Genomic DNA, 13,011 nt, shown 5'->3' on the forward strand with positions numbered 1-13,011 from the left:
CGGGGGGGGGGGCCGGCCCCCCCCGCCCCCCCCCGCCGGGGGGGGGGGCGGGGCCCCCGTCAGCGGGGGGCGGGCGTCAGGTGCCGGCCGCTCCGTGGCACTGCTTGTACTTCCGGCCCGAACCGCACGGGCAGGGCGCGTTCCGCGGGGTCTCCTTGGTGCCGGTGACCGTCGCCGTCTTGGCCGCCTTGGTGCGACCGCTCTCGGCCGGGGAGGCGTCCAGGCTGGGCGCGGAGTAGGTGAGGTTCTCCGGCGCACGGCGCGGCTCGTCGAGCCCCTTCACCGTGAGCTCCGGCGCAGCCTTCTCCGCCACCGGCTCCTCGGTCGCGGGTGCATCGGGAGCCGGCGCCACCTGGGCCGCCGGCGCCTCGGGAGCGGGCGCCTCGGGAGCAGGCGCCTCGGGAGCCGCCGCAGCCGCGGGCGCCGCCTCGGTCACGGGCGCCGCCGGCGCCTCGGGGACGGGCGCGGACCGGCGGGCCGTCGCGGCCGCTGCCGTCCCGACCGCCGCCCGCGCCGCGGCGGCCTGGCGGGCCAGCACCTTGGCCGTGCCCTCCTGCGCGGCGGCGAGCGCCTTCGCCTCGGCCTCGGCCTGCTTGGCCTTCGCCTCGGCCTCCTGCTCGTCCTTGGTCTTCACCTCGAGGTTGAACAGGAACCCGACGGACTCCTCCTTGATGCCGTCGAGCATCGCCACGAACATGTCGTAGCCCTCGCGCTGGTACTCCACGACGGGGTCGCGGTTGGCCATCGCGCGCAGGTGGATCCCGGCCCGCAGGTAGTCCATCTCGTAGAGGTGCTCGCGCCACTTGCGGTCCAGCACGCTGAGCAGCACCCGCCGTTCCAGCTCGCGCGTGACCTCCGCGCCCAGCGCCGTCTCCCGCTCCTCGTAGGCGCGGTGGACGTCGTCGAGCATCGCGGTCTTGAGGTCCTCGGCGGAGAGGTCGGACTGCTCGCCGCCGGCCTTCTGCTCGACGATCTCCTCGACGGTGATCCCCACCGGGTAGAGCGCCTTGAGCCCGGTCCACAGCTGATCGAGGTCCCAGTCCTCGGCGTACCCGGTCTCGGTGGCGCCGTCCACGTAGGCGGAGACGACGTCGTCGACCATCGAGGCCACCTGCTCGTGCAGGTCGGCGCCCTCGAGCACCTTGCGCCGCTCGTCGTAGATGACGGTGCGCTGGCGGTTGAGCACCTCGTCGTACTTCAGGACGTTCTTGCGGACCTCGAAGTTCTGTTGCTCGACCTGGGTCTGCGCCGAGAGGATCGCCCGGCTGACCATCTTGGACTCGATGGGCTGGTCGTCGGGCACCCGGAGGGTGTTCATCATCGACTCGAGCATCGGGCCGTTGAAGCGGCGCATGAGGTCGTCGCCCAGGGACAGGTAGAACCGCGACTCGCCCGGGTCGCCCTGCCGGCCGGAGCGGCCGCGCAGCTGGTTGTCGATGCGCCGGCTCTCGTGCCGCTCGGTGCCGAGGACGTACAGCCCACCGGCGTCGGTGACCTCCTCGTGCTCGGCCTTGACCTGCGCCTTGGCCGCGTCGAGCGCCTCGTCCCAGGCGGCCTCGTACTCCTCCGGCGTCTCCGCCGGGGAGAGCCCGCGGGCCCGCAGCGCCTCGTCGGCGATGAACTCGGCGTTCCCGCCGAGCTGGATGTCGGTGCCCCGGCCGGCCATGTTGGTGGCCACCGTGACCGCGCCCGGGCGGCCGGCCTGGGCGACGATCGCCGCCTCACGGGCGTGGTTCTTGGCGTTCAGGACCTCGTGCGGGATGCCCCGCCGCAGCAGGAACTTCGAGAGGACCTCGGACTTCTCGACGCTCGCGGTGCCGACGAGCACCGGCTGACCGGCCTCGTGCCGCTCGGCGATGTCGTCGACGACGGCGTCGAACTTGGCCTGCTCCGTCTTGTAGATGACGTCGGAGCGGTCCTGCCGGACCATCGGCCGGTTGGTGGGGATGGGGACGACGCCGAGGGAGTAGGTCTGGTTGAGCTCGGCGGCCTCGGTCTGCGCCGTACCGGTCATCCCGGAGAGCTTGTCGTAGAGGCGGAAGTAGTTCTGGAGGGTGATCGTGGCGAGCGTCTGGTTCTCGTCCTTGATCTTCACCTTCTCCTTGGCCTCGATGGCCTGGTGCATGCCCTCGTTGTAGCGGCGGCCGGCCAGCACGCGGCCGGTGAACTCGTCGACGATGAGGACCTCGCCGTTGCTGACGATGTACTGCTGGTCCTTCTTGAACAGCTCCTTGGCCTTGAGCGCGTTGTTCAGGTAGCTGATCAGCGGCGTGTTGGCCGCCTCGTACAGGTTGTCGATGCCGAGCTGGTCCTCGACGAACTCGACGCCCTCCTCGGTGACGGCGACGGTGCGCTTGTCCTCCTCCACCTCGTAGTGGACGTCGCGCTTCATCATCGGGACCAGCCGGGCGAACTCGCCGTACCACTTGGCGCTGGTCTCGGCGGGGCCGCTGATGATCAGCGGGGTGCGCGCCTCGTCGATGAGGATCGAGTCGACCTCGTCGACGATCGCGTAGTGGTGCCCGCGCTGCACCAGGTCGGCCTTGCTCCACGCCATGTTGTCGCGCAGGTAGTCGAAGCCGAACTCGTTGTTCGTGCCGTAGGTGATGTCGCAGGCGTAGAGCTCGCGCCGCTGCGCGGGGGTCTGGCCGGACAGGATGCTGCCGACCGACAGCCCGAGGAAGCGGTGCACCCGGCCCATCCACTCGGCGTCGCGCTTGGCCAGGTAGTCGTTGACCGTGACGACGTGCACGCCCTTGCCGGACAGCGCGTTGAGGTAGGCCGGGAGGACGCCGGTGAGCGTCTTCCCCTCACCGGTGCGCATCTCGGCGATGTTGCCCAGGTGCAGCGCCGCGCCGCCCATGAGCTGCACCCGGAAGTGCCGCTGCCCCAGGGTGCGGGTGGCCGCCTCCCGGACGACGGCGAACGCCTCGGGCAGGAGCGCGTCGAGGGACTCCCCGTCGGCGTGGCGCTCCTTGAACTCGTCGGTCTTGGCCCGGAGCTCCGCGTCGGAGAGGTCGGTGTAGTCGTCGGCGAGCGACTCCACCGCGTCGGCGATTCTGCCGAGGCGTCGGACGAGCTTGCCCTCACCGGCACGGAGGATCTTCGAGAACAGCACGACCCCAGCGTAGGCGGCCCGGCCACGACTGCGTCCGTGGCGACCTCGCCGGGCACCACGCGTCGCATCCGTACGCTGCAGCGATGGCCCGCGATCCGTCCGACCCGGGCGCCGGACTGCTGGAGTTCCTCACCGAGCGGCACCTCGCGACGCTGACCACGCTGCGTCCCGACGGCACGCCGCACGTCGTCCCGGTCGGCGTCACCTACGACGCGGCGACGACCACCGCCCGGGTGATCACCTCCGGCACCTCCGCCAAGGCCCGGCACGTCCGCGCGGGCCAGGCGCGGGTCGCCGTCTGCCAGGTCGACGGGCGGCGCTGGGCCACCCTCGAGGGCGCGGCGGTGGTGCGCGAGGACGCCGCGTCGGTGGCCGACGCCGTCGAGCGGTACGCGCAGCGGTACCGCCGGCCCCGGGAGAATCCGGCCCGCGTGGTCATCGAGATCTCGGTGGACCGCATCCTCGGCAACGCCTGAGGATGGGCCGGTGGATCTCTCCGCCGTCGACCTGACCACCGAGACGGTGCGCACCGAGCGGCTGGTGCTGCGTCCCTTCCGCCCGGCCGACGTCGAGGCGGTGCACCGCGCCTCGCAGGACCCGGAGACCCAGCGCTGGATCTCGACGATCCCGGTGCCGTACATGCGCGAGGACGCCCGCCGGTTCGTCGAGGAGATGGCCATGCGCGAGCGGTCCGACGGCACGGGGCTCTCCGTCGTCGTCGAGGCCGGCGGGGAGCTGGCCGGTACCGCAGGGCTCTACCTCCGTCCCGGGCGCCTCGGCCCGGAGATCGGCTACACGGTCGCACCCTGGGCGCGCGGCAACGGCTACGCCGCGGAGACGGCGCACGCGCTCGCCGGGTGGGCGCTCGGGCTCGGCGCCTCCCGGGTGCACCTGTTCGTCGACGTGGCGAACACCGTCTCGCAGGTCGTGGCCCGGCGTGCGGGCTTCCGCGAGGAGGGCGTGGTGCGCGCCTGCCTGGACCAGCGCGACGGCAGCCGGACCGACGCGGTGCTGTTCGGCCGGCTCGCCGGCGACTGAGCCGGGGCGGCCGACGACTGGACCGGGCACGGCCGACGACTGGACCGGGCACGGCCGGCGGCGGAGCGGGCACGGCCGGCGGCGGAGCGGGGCACGGCCGGCGGCGGAGCGGGGCACGGCCGGCGGCCGTGCCCCGCCCGGGCAGGGGTTCGCCGGTTGCGGCCCCGCGGCCGGCGCGGACGCCGGGGGCGGGGGCGGGCCCGGGGGGGGGGGGCGGGGGGGCCCGCCCCCCCCCCCCCCCCCGCCCGGTCAGGCGTTCGCCGGTTGCGGCACCGCGGCCGGCGCGGACGCCGGGGCGCCGCCGTCCTGCGACACGGGCGCGAGGCGGATCAGGCCGTAGTCGTAGGCGTGCCGGCGGTAGACGACCGTCGGCTGGCCGGTGTCGGCGCACTGGAACAGGAAGAAGTCGTGGCCGACCAGCTCCATCTCGTGGAGCGCCTGGTCGACGGTCATCGGCGTCGCCGGGTGGTGCTTCTCCCGCACGATCTGCCCGGGCAGGTGCTCGTCGAGGTCGGTGACGTGCGGCCCCGACGCGAGCTCGCGGTCGAGCTCGAGCTGCTGCTCGATGGTCAGCTCGGGGTGACCGGTGTCCGGCGCGGCGCCGGTCAGGCGCACGCTGTCGGGGGTCCGCCGGCCGTGGTGCACCCGGCGGCGGTCGGCCGCCCGGCGCAGCCGGTTGTCCAGCTTGGCGCAGGCCAGGTCGAGCGCCGCGTAGAAGTCCGGGCCCGCGGCCTCGGCGCGGACCACCGGACCCTTGCCGCGCAGCGTGATCTCCACGCGCTGGCAGCTGGCCGACTGGCGGGGGTTCTTCTCGTGGAAGAGCTCGACGTCGATGCGGGACAGCTTGGCGTCGAACCGCTCCAGCTGGCCGACCTTGTCCTCGACGTGTTGGCGGTAGTGCTCAGGGACCTCGACGTTGCGACCACGGACCACGATCTCCATGGGACCTCCCGGTTGGGGACGGGCGTTGGTCGCTTCGACGCTAGTCCCTCCCCCGGGACCGCGACAGTCGATCGAGGTCGTGGTGGAGGACGGTCCCGGGCCGGTACCCGGCGCTCGCGGGAGTGGCCTGCGGTGGGCCGGCCGGTGTCCGCGGGGTGGCCGCGACGACGGCCGCGACCACCGGGCCGGCCGCCCCGGGGGCGCCTCCCAGCACCCGCGCCGCCTCGGTCAGCGTGGCCCCGGTGGTGACGACGTCGTCGACGAGGACGACCAGGTCACCGGCCGGTCGGTGCGGGCCGGTGACCTCGAAGGTGCCGGCCAGGTTGGCCCGCCGCTCTGCGGCCGACAGCCCCGACGAGTCCCGGACGCGGCCGCGCCGGCGCAGCACCCGGCCCTCGTCGGCCACCACCCCGGCCGCCCGCAGCTCGGCCACGGCCTGACGGGTCAGCTCCCGCACGTGGTCCCTGCCCCGGGACCGGAGGGCGGCGCGGGATGCGGGGACCGGCACCAGCAGCAGCGGCGGATCCCCGTCGACGCCCAGCCGGACGGCGGCGACGGCGAGGGCCAGCGCGGTGCCCAGCGGCGCGGCGAGCTCCGCCCGCCCCTGTTCCTTGAAGGCGTTGACCACCGGCCGCACCGGGCCGGCGTAGGCAGCGGCGGCGACCGTCGGGGGGAACCCCGCCGGGAACCGCCGGGGCGACGCCAGGTGGGGTGCGGCGAGCAGCCGGGCGCAGCGGGCGCAGAGCACCGCCCCCGGCAGCCCGCACCCGGCGCAGCAGCGGGGCAGCACGAGGTCGGCCAGCGCCGACAGCACCCCGGGGCCCACCGCCCCAGCCTGCCCGCCGGGTCGGCCTCCGGGAGGCCTCCGCCGGCGGTTGTGGACGACGCCCGGTTCAGGACGGGTAGAACGGCGCCGTCCCGGGCAGCGGCTCGGCGCCGCGGACGAGGGTCACCCACCGGCCGCCGGCGAGCTGCCAGATCGTGGCACCCGCGCTCACCAGCGCCTGCCGCGACGGTGCAACCGCGAGCGCCGTCGGCTGGCTGGGCAGCCCGGAGGTGGACACCGGGGCCAGCCCCCAGCCGTCGACCCCGACCGTGTACGGGACGATGCGGTCCTCGCCCGCGTCGCCCGCGAGCACCATCAGGCTGCCGCTGTCCCGCCAGCCGACGTCGATGACCCCGGCCAGGGTGGGCGCCACGTCGCGCAGATCGCGCAGCACCACCGCGCCGTCGTCCGCGGAGCGGACCACGGTGCCGACGTGCACCCGGCGGCCCTGGGCGCCGTCGATCACGACGGCGGCGCGCACGCCGTCGGGCGAGAGCTGCAGCACCTCGGCACGCCCAAGACCCGGAAGGGTCGGGGCGGCGACCGGCTGCGGCGGCCCCCCGGCGGGCACCCGGACGAGCTCGGTGCCGTCGCGCACCACCCACGCCTCCGTGCGGGTCGCGGCGACGGTGGGTGCGCTGATCGAGGCCCCGCTGAGCACGGGGGCCAGCTCCCCGCCGTAGGGGCCGGCGAGCAGCGTGGCGCCCGCCTCGTCGGTGCGGACGCCGGTGAGGAAGGAGAGCTGCCCGCCGGCCGCCGCGACGGCGGCGCTGTCCAGCCCGTAGCGCCCCTCGCCCGCCGGGCCGGGGACCGGATCGCCCTGCGGGACCGTCTCCACGGCCCCGGAGTCGATGTAGTGGCCGACCCCGTCGACCGGGACCGCGTCGGGGTCGAAGGAGGCCCAGTCCTCGATGGTCTGCTGCCGCGGCACGCCGTCGGGGGTGATCGGCTCCCCGTCGAGCAGGACGACGACGTTGACGATCCGCGGCCGGACCAGCTGCTGCAAGCTCCACACCAGCTGGGCGCAGATCTCGGCGAGCAGCGGGGCGGGCTCGGCCGGCAGGCCGCTGAGCTCCACGGTGGCGGTCTGCCCCTCGACGGTGACGGTGGAGCTCAGCTCCACGCCGCTCAGCGGATTCAGGACGCCGGCGGCCAGCGCCGCCGACGGCCCGGTGATCAGCCGCTCCACCACCGCGGTGGGCTGGGACTCCCCGCGGATGAGGTAGCGCGGGTCGGGGACCACGCGCGACAGGGTCGGGTCGAGGAAGTAGGCGTCCACCGGGTCGTAGAGCCGCCGGAAGTCCGGCTCGAGCATGATCAGCCCGTCGGGCGGGTTGGTGATCCGCCACTCGCCGTCGACCTGCTCCAGGGTGAAGTCACGGGTGAAGACGCCGCGCTCGGCCACGGTGAACACCCCGCGGGGGTCGACCGTCCCGAGGAGGTTCGCGGTCACGGTGACCGCGCCCTCGTCCGTCGTCACCACGGCGTAGTCGGTACCGATGACGCTGATCCCGCTGTCGTCCTGCCAGTTCTCGGCCGGTCCGGGCGCGAGGTACTGCCGGGCCACCGGGTGACGGCGGACGGTGCTGGCCGCGGCGTCGATGAACTGGCGCACGATCTCCTCGGCGCTGGCCCCCGGCACCGGGGCGACCGGCTCGATGCCGACGGCTTCCGGCACCCCGGCCGGCGCCTGGGTGATCAGCACCGTCGCCGAGTCGGTGGGCACGGTGGAGCAGGAGACCAGGGTCAGCACCGCCGTGAGCAGCGCCAGGGCGACCGACGCGCGCCGGCTCACCGCAGCACCCCCGGTCGGCGGAGCTTCACCGGTCGCAGCGGCAGCGGCGAGCTGGTCAGGTCGGTGCCGGCCACCAGCGGCAGCGTGAGCCGGAACTGCGCACCCGCACCCGGCTGGCCCCACACCTGCAACCAGCCGCCGTGCAGGCGGGCGTCCTCGAGGCTGATGGACAGGCCCAGCCCGCTGCCGCCGACGGTGCGCACCCGGGAGGGGTCGGCCCGCCAGAACCGGTCGAACACGTGCTGCGCCTCCCCCGGGCTCAGGCCCACGCCGTGGTCGCGCACGGTGACCGCGGCCGCCGACCGGTTGGCCGCCAACGTGATCTCCACCGGGCGGCCGGACCCGTGCTCGATCGCGTTGCCGACCAGGTTGCGCAGGATCCGCTCCACCCGGCGGACGTCGACCTCGGCGAGGACGCTCTCGTCCGGCCGGGTGACCACGAGCTCGCAGGCGTGCCGCTCGGCCAGCGCGCTCATCCCGTCGACGACCCGGCCGACCAGCGCCCCCATGTCGGCGGGGGCGGAGTCGAGCACGGCCGCGCCGGCGTCGTACCGGCTGATCTCGAGCAGGTCGGTGAGGAGCGCCTCGAAGCGGTCGAGCTCGGCGCGCAGGAGCTCGGCGGAGCGGGCCACGTGCGCTGGGAAGTCCTCCCGCGCCTCGTGCAGCACCTCGGCGGCCATCTGCACGGTGGTCAGCGGGGTGCGCAGTTCGTGCGACACGTCGGAGGTGAAGCGCTGCTGCAGCTGGGACAGCCCCTCCAGCTGGGTGATCTGCCGCTGCAGGCTGTCGGCCATCGCGTTGAAGCTCGTCGCCAGCCGCGCCAGGTCGTCCTCGCCCCGCACCGCCATCCGCTCCTCGAGCTGGCCCTCGGCGAGCCGCTGCGCGGTGCCGGCCGCCTGCCGCACCGGGTCCACCACCAGCCGGGTGACCAGGACGCCGATGCCGACCACGAGCAGGGTGAGCGCGACGCCGCTGATGAGCACGGTGGTGCGGATCAGGCCGAGGCTCTCCTGCTCCTGCTGGAGCGGGAAGACGTAGTAGAGCTCGATCCGGTCGGGCCCCTGCGCGTCCCCCGTCACGGGTGCGCCCACCACCAGGCTGGGCCGGGGGTCACCCGCGTCGCCGGGGACCATGTCGTACTTCGAGGCCTGGTTGCCGGCGTCCACCGCGGCCCGCAGCTCCTGGGGCAGCGCGGCGGTGAGCGGCCGGCGGTTGGTGGCGGGGATCTCGGCGCCGCCGGAGGGCCGGTAGACCATGACGACGTCGAAGTCACCGGCCGCACCGCCGCGGTCCAGCAGCTGGTTCACCGTGCGGGCGAGGGTGGCCCGGACGCTGGCGGCGTCGCCGGTCGCGATGCCGGCCACCTCGCTCTGGGCGTACACGACGCCGGCCTGCACCTGGTCGATCGCGGCCTGCCGCTTCACGTCGAGCAGCTGGTCCTTGATCTGGCTGAACAGCACCAGGCTCACGATCACGACCACGGTGCCGGCGAGCAGCATGGTGATGGCGCCGATGCGCACCTGCAGCGACGAGCGCCAGGTCCGGGCCGCCCGGGCGCCGAGCTCGCGGAGGGTCCGCCTCGTGCGGCGGTGCGCCCGCCCGGCCCGGCGGCGCAGCCCGCGCCCCAGCCGAGTCAGCTCCTCGCGGGTGCCCGGCCGGCCTCCGCCCCCCGGCGGGAAGCGGTCCGCACCCGTGCCCGTCTCGGGGGTCCGGGTGGCTGTCACCGCTCCAGTGTCACCCGGTCGGCGCCGGGAGCGGGGAGCCCGCACACGGTGATGCTCGACTCGCTGACCGTCACGGTGGGCCGGCCTTGTAGCCCACGCCGCGCACGGTGAGCACGACCTCGGGCTTCTCGGGGTCCTTCTCGACCTTGGCGCGCAGCCGCTGCACGTGCACGTTCACCAGGCGGGTGTCGGCGGCGTGCCGGTAGCCCCACACCTGCTCGAGCAGGAGCTCCCGGGTGAACACCTGGCGGGGCTTGCGGGCCAGCGCCACCAGCAGGTCGAACTCCAGCGGCGTGAGCGAGATGGGGACGCCGTCCCGGCTGACCTGGTGCGCCGGCACGTCGATCTGCACGTCACCGATGCTCAGGTTCTCCGCCTGCCCGGTCTCCCCCCGGCGCAGCTGCGCCCGCACGCGGGCGACCAGCTCGACCGGCTTGAACGGCTTGGTGACGTAGTCGTCGGCGCCGGCCTCGAGCCCCTGGACGACGTCGATCGTGTCGCCCTTCGCGGTGAGCATGACGATGGGCACCGTCGACTGGGTGCGGATGTCCTGGCAGATCTGCAGCCCGTTGCGCCCGGGCAGCATCAGGTCCAGCAGCACCAGGTCGGGCCGGGTCTGCTGGAAGACGCCGACCGCGCGGTTGCCGTCGGAGACGAAGGCGGGTTCGTACCCCTCGCGCCGCAGCACGATGCCGAGCATCTCGGCGAGGGCGGCGTCGTCGTCGACGACGAGGACACGGCCGCGGCTGGGCCCGTTCTGGGGAGCGGTGGGTGGCACGGCACCCATTCTGCGCTGTTCAGGGCGCCGACGGGGCCGCACCCCACTCGCGCGGGTGGCTGCCGGGGCGGGTGGGACGACCGGATCCGCCCGTAGGCATAGGAAGCTTTACCTGCGTATCGGGGCCCGAAGACGCAGGTAAAGCTTCCTATGCCCCCCTGGTGAGGTGAGGGAAAGGCCCCGCTGCAGGGACCCGCGCCGAGCCTGCGAGGCGTGGGGCAGCGGGGTCCTCTCAGTAGCGGTAGTGGTCGCTCTTGTAGGGGCCCTCGACCGGGACGCCGATGTAGTCGGCCTGCACCTTGGTCAGCTCGGTGAGCTTCACGCCGAGGGCGTCGAGGTGCAGCCGGGCCACGTGCTCGTCGAGCTTCTTCGGCAGCACGGTGACACCGGGGGTCTGCCCCTCGTAGGCGGCGCGGTTGTTCCACAGCTCGATCTGCGCGAGCACCTGGTTGGCGAACGAGGCGCTCATGACGAAGCTGGGGTGCCCGGTGGCGTTGCCCAGGTTCAGCAGCCGGCCCTCGGACAGCAGGATGATCGTGTGGCCGTCGGCGAACCGCCACTCGTCGACCTGCGGCTTGATCGTCGTCCGGGTGATGCCGGGGGTGCGGGCCAGGCCGGCCACGTCGATCTCGTTGTCGAAGTGCCCGATGTTGCCGATGATCGCCTGGTGCTTGGTCCGGCCCAGCTGGTCGGCGCTGATGATGTCCTTGTTGCCGGTGGCCGTGATGATGATGTCGGCCTTGCCGATGACCTCGTCGAGCGTGGTCACCTCGTAGCCGTGCATCGCGGCCTGCAGGGCGTTGATCGGGTCGATCTCGGTGACGATCACCCGGGCGCCCTGGCCGCGGAGCGACTCCGCGCAGCCCTTGCCGACGTCGCCGTAACCGCAGACGACTGCCACCTTGCCGCCGATCATCACGTCGGTGGCCCGGTTGATGCCGTCGATGAGCGAGTGACGGCAGCCGTACAGGTTGTCGAACTTGCTCTTGGTGACCGAGTCGTTGACGTTGATCGCCGGGAACAGCAGCCGGCCGTCGCGGGCGAGCTCGTAGAGCCGCATGACGCCGGTGGTCGTCTCCTCGGTGACGCCCGCGATGCCCTGGCCGATGCGGGTCCAGTAGCCCGCGTCGTCGGCGAGCGAGCCGCGCAGCACGTCGAGGATGACGCCGTACTCCTCGGAGTCGGCCTCGGTGGTGTCGGGGACGGCGCCCTCGGCCTCGAAGCGGGTGCCCAGGTGGATCAGCAGGGTGGCGTCGCCGCCGTCGTCGAGCAGCATGTTCGGGCCGACGACCGCCCCCGACTCGTCGCGGAACTCGAACAGCCGCTGGGTGCACCACCAGTACTCGGGCAGCGTCTCACCCTTCCACGCGAACACCGGCACACCGGCAGGCTGCTCGGGGGTGCCGTCGCCGACGACGATCGCCGCGGCGGCGTGGTCCTGGGTGGAGAAGATGTTGCAGCTCACCCAGCGGACGTCGGCGCCCAGCGCGGTCAGCGTCTCGATGAGGACGGCGGTCTGCACCGTCATGTGCAGCGAACCGGCGATGCGGGCGCCGGCCAGGGGCTGCGCGTCGCCGTACTCGGCGCGCAGCGCCATGAGGCCGGGCATCTCGTGCTCGGCGAGCTGGATCTCCTTGCGGCCGAAGCCGTGCAGGGAGAGGTCGGCGACCTTGTGGTCGCCGTCGGTCAGCGTGCGGGTGCCAGTGCTGGCGGTCATGTCGCTCCAGTGTCCGCGCCCGACCGTGGACCGGCGGGCGCTGAGGGGTCGCTGAGGATGAGCGAGCATGCCGAGGCTTCGGCGGGGCTCGTACCGCCGTCCAGGATAGGGCGGGGCCCGGTCGGCGGCGGCCGGCCGCCGGGTCAGGACTCGCAGCCGACGCCGTCCCCGTCGCCGTCGAACCGCTCCGAGAACCCCGGCTCGCCGCGGTGGATGGGTGCGGCGCCGGCCGCGCGGACCGCGGCGCAGTCCGCATAGGACGCCGGCGCGGCGGCCCCGTCCGGTGCGGACCCGACGGCGGGCAGCGAGGCACCGGCCGGCAGGGGCTCGTCGGGGCACCGCGCCAGCACGCCGGCCATGGCATCCCGCTCGGCCTGCGTGACCCAGAGCCCGTAGCCGGCCTTCACGGCGACCTGCCGGGCCACGTAGGCGCACCGGTAGCCGTTCGCCGGCGGCAGCCAGGTGGCGGCGTCGCCGTCGCCCTTCTGCATGTTGAGCGGCCCGTCGACGGCGAGCAGGTTGAGCGGGTCGTTGGCGAACCGGACCCGGCGCTCCCCGTCCCAGGCCTGCGCGCCCTTCTGCCAGGCGTCCGACAGCGCGACCACGTGGTCGACCTGCACGTCGTCGCTGGTGTCCTGGCCGCGCCGGAAGGCGATCGTGCTGCCCGAGTACGGGTCGGCGAGGGTGCCGGTGCGGACGACGCAGTCCCGCGTGCCCGGCTCGAACGTCTCCCCCGTCAGGTCGCGGGCCAGGACGTCGTTGCGCGTGTCGCAGCCGTTGCGGTCGGTGTCGACCCAGCCGTCGCCGAACTCGTCGCGGTCGTAGCCGGTCCTCGGCGCGCGACCTTTGACCTCGAGCGCGTCCAGCGCCGCCAGTGCGGAGCCGGCGACCGGCGCGGGGCCCTCCGACGTCGCCCCGGTACGGTCGCCGCTCTCGGCGACGTCCACCGCCTCGCAGGCCGGCAGCGCCGCCAGCAGACCCAGGCCCACGAGGGCGGCGGCCAGCCGGCGCGGCCGGAACCCGGGTCGGACGTGCACGTGACTCCCCCACCAGCCGGACGGCGAACGGCCCGA

At 74.1% G+C, this 13,011-nt stretch carries 10 protein-coding genes; 2 read left to right on the forward strand and 8 right to left on the reverse strand.

Going from position 1 to position 13,011, the window contains the following annotated elements:
- Window positions 1-76: 76 nt before the first annotated feature.
- Window positions 77-3,118 (reverse strand): preprotein translocase subunit SecA, encoded by a 3,042-nt coding sequence (gene secA / locus QOZ88_RS08970; RefSeq protein WP_305999438.1) that lies wholly within the window; start codon window positions 3,116-3,118, stop codon window positions 77-79.
- Window positions 3,119-3,201: 83 nt separating this feature from the next.
- On the opposite strand from secA, the gene QOZ88_RS08975 reads away from it, so the two are divergent.
- Both QOZ88_RS08975 and QOZ88_RS08980 read left to right on the forward strand, forming a co-directional pair.
- The gene (locus QOZ88_RS08975; RefSeq protein WP_305999439.1) at window positions 3,202-3,594 is read left to right on the forward strand and encodes a pyridoxamine 5'-phosphate oxidase family protein; all 393 of its coding nucleotides are present in this window, start codon (window positions 3,202-3,204) and stop codon (window positions 3,592-3,594) included.
- Window positions 3,595-3,604: 10 nt separating this feature from the next.
- Window positions 3,605-4,156, forward strand: a complete 552-nt coding sequence (locus QOZ88_RS08980; protein WP_305999440.1) for a GNAT family N-acetyltransferase — start codon at window positions 3,605-3,607, stop codon at window positions 4,154-4,156.
- Between the two features lie 249 nt (window positions 4,157-4,405).
- Here QOZ88_RS08980 and hpf read toward each other — a convergent pair whose 3' ends face one another.
- The 7 genes from hpf to QOZ88_RS09015 all read right to left on the reverse strand — a co-directional run bounded on the left by hpf (window position 4,406) and on the right by QOZ88_RS09015 (window position 12,975).
- The gene (gene hpf / locus QOZ88_RS08985) at window positions 4,406-5,098 is read right to left on the reverse strand and encodes a ribosome hibernation-promoting factor, HPF/YfiA family (RefSeq protein ID WP_305999441.1); all 693 of its coding nucleotides are present in this window, start codon (window positions 5,096-5,098) and stop codon (window positions 4,406-4,408) included.
- Between the two features lie 40 nt (window positions 5,099-5,138).
- Window positions 5,139-5,924: a ComF family protein gene (locus tag QOZ88_RS08990; RefSeq protein ID WP_305999442.1), complete on the reverse strand. Its 786-nt coding sequence runs from the start codon at window positions 5,922-5,924 to the stop codon at window positions 5,139-5,141.
- A gap of 67 nt (window positions 5,925-5,991) precedes the next feature.
- Window positions 5,992-7,719: an LpqB family beta-propeller domain-containing protein gene (locus QOZ88_RS08995; RefSeq protein WP_305999443.1), complete on the reverse strand. Its 1,728-nt coding sequence runs from the start codon at window positions 7,717-7,719 to the stop codon at window positions 5,992-5,994.
- Window positions 7,716-9,443 carry an MtrAB system histidine kinase MtrB gene (gene mtrB / locus QOZ88_RS09000; protein ID WP_305999444.1) on the reverse strand — a complete coding sequence of 576 codons (1,728 nt, stop codon included), beginning with the start codon at window positions 9,441-9,443 and terminating at the stop codon, window positions 7,716-7,718. Before mtrB ends, QOZ88_RS08995 begins: the two co-directional genes overlap by 4 nt.
- A gap of 70 nt (window positions 9,444-9,513) precedes the next feature.
- Window positions 9,514-10,230 carry an MtrAB system response regulator MtrA gene (gene mtrA, locus QOZ88_RS09005; protein WP_091928949.1) on the reverse strand — a complete coding sequence of 239 codons (717 nt, stop codon included), beginning with the start codon at window positions 10,228-10,230 and terminating at the stop codon, window positions 9,514-9,516.
- A 223-nt stretch (window positions 10,231-10,453) separates the two neighbouring features.
- Window positions 10,454-11,938 (reverse strand): adenosylhomocysteinase, encoded by a 1,485-nt coding sequence (gene ahcY, locus QOZ88_RS09010; protein WP_305999445.1) that lies wholly within the window; start codon window positions 11,936-11,938, stop codon window positions 10,454-10,456.
- A gap of 143 nt (window positions 11,939-12,081) precedes the next feature.
- Window positions 12,082-12,975 (reverse strand): GmrSD restriction endonuclease domain-containing protein, encoded by an 894-nt coding sequence (locus tag QOZ88_RS09015; RefSeq protein ID WP_305999446.1) that lies wholly within the window; start codon window positions 12,973-12,975, stop codon window positions 12,082-12,084.
- Window positions 12,976-13,011: the final 36 nt, after the last annotated feature.

Origin of the sequence: Blastococcus carthaginiensis, from assembly GCF_030731085.1 — a bacterium.
Taxonomy (GTDB): domain Bacteria; phylum Actinomycetota; class Actinomycetes; order Mycobacteriales; family Geodermatophilaceae; genus Blastococcus; species Blastococcus carthaginiensis.